Origin of the sequence: Enterobacter sp. LM3, assembly GCF_046622475.1 — a bacterium.
Lineage (GTDB): Bacteria > Pseudomonadota > Gammaproteobacteria > Enterobacterales > Enterobacteriaceae > Enterobacter > Enterobacter cloacae_P.
Map to the genome: position 1 here is coordinate 913 of NZ_JBJURN010000051.1, position 208 is coordinate 1,120.

General features: G+C 55.3%; 1 protein-coding gene. It reads right to left on the reverse strand.

Going from position 1 to position 208, the window contains the following annotated elements; translation table 11 throughout:
• Nucleotides 1-208, reverse strand: a 208-nt coding sequence (locus ACJ9N4_RS20870) for a hypothetical protein (protein WP_411500798.1), incomplete at both ends; no start/stop codon positions are given.

The window sequence follows — 208 nt, forward strand, 5'->3', positions numbered from 1 at the left end:
TTCAGTGTGTCTGCAGCAGACTCAATCGTCCCCATGTTGTCGCGGATAGATTTTGTCTGATCGTTAAATCCTGCAGTAGCAGCCTCGTTTGCTGCCTGCAGTGCGCCTGCCTCATCACCTGCACGCTGCAGCTGCGCCACATGGGCAATCTGTTCTGCGGTAACATTGTGGAACTGCTGAGCCATCGCGATCAGACCCGATGTCGGGT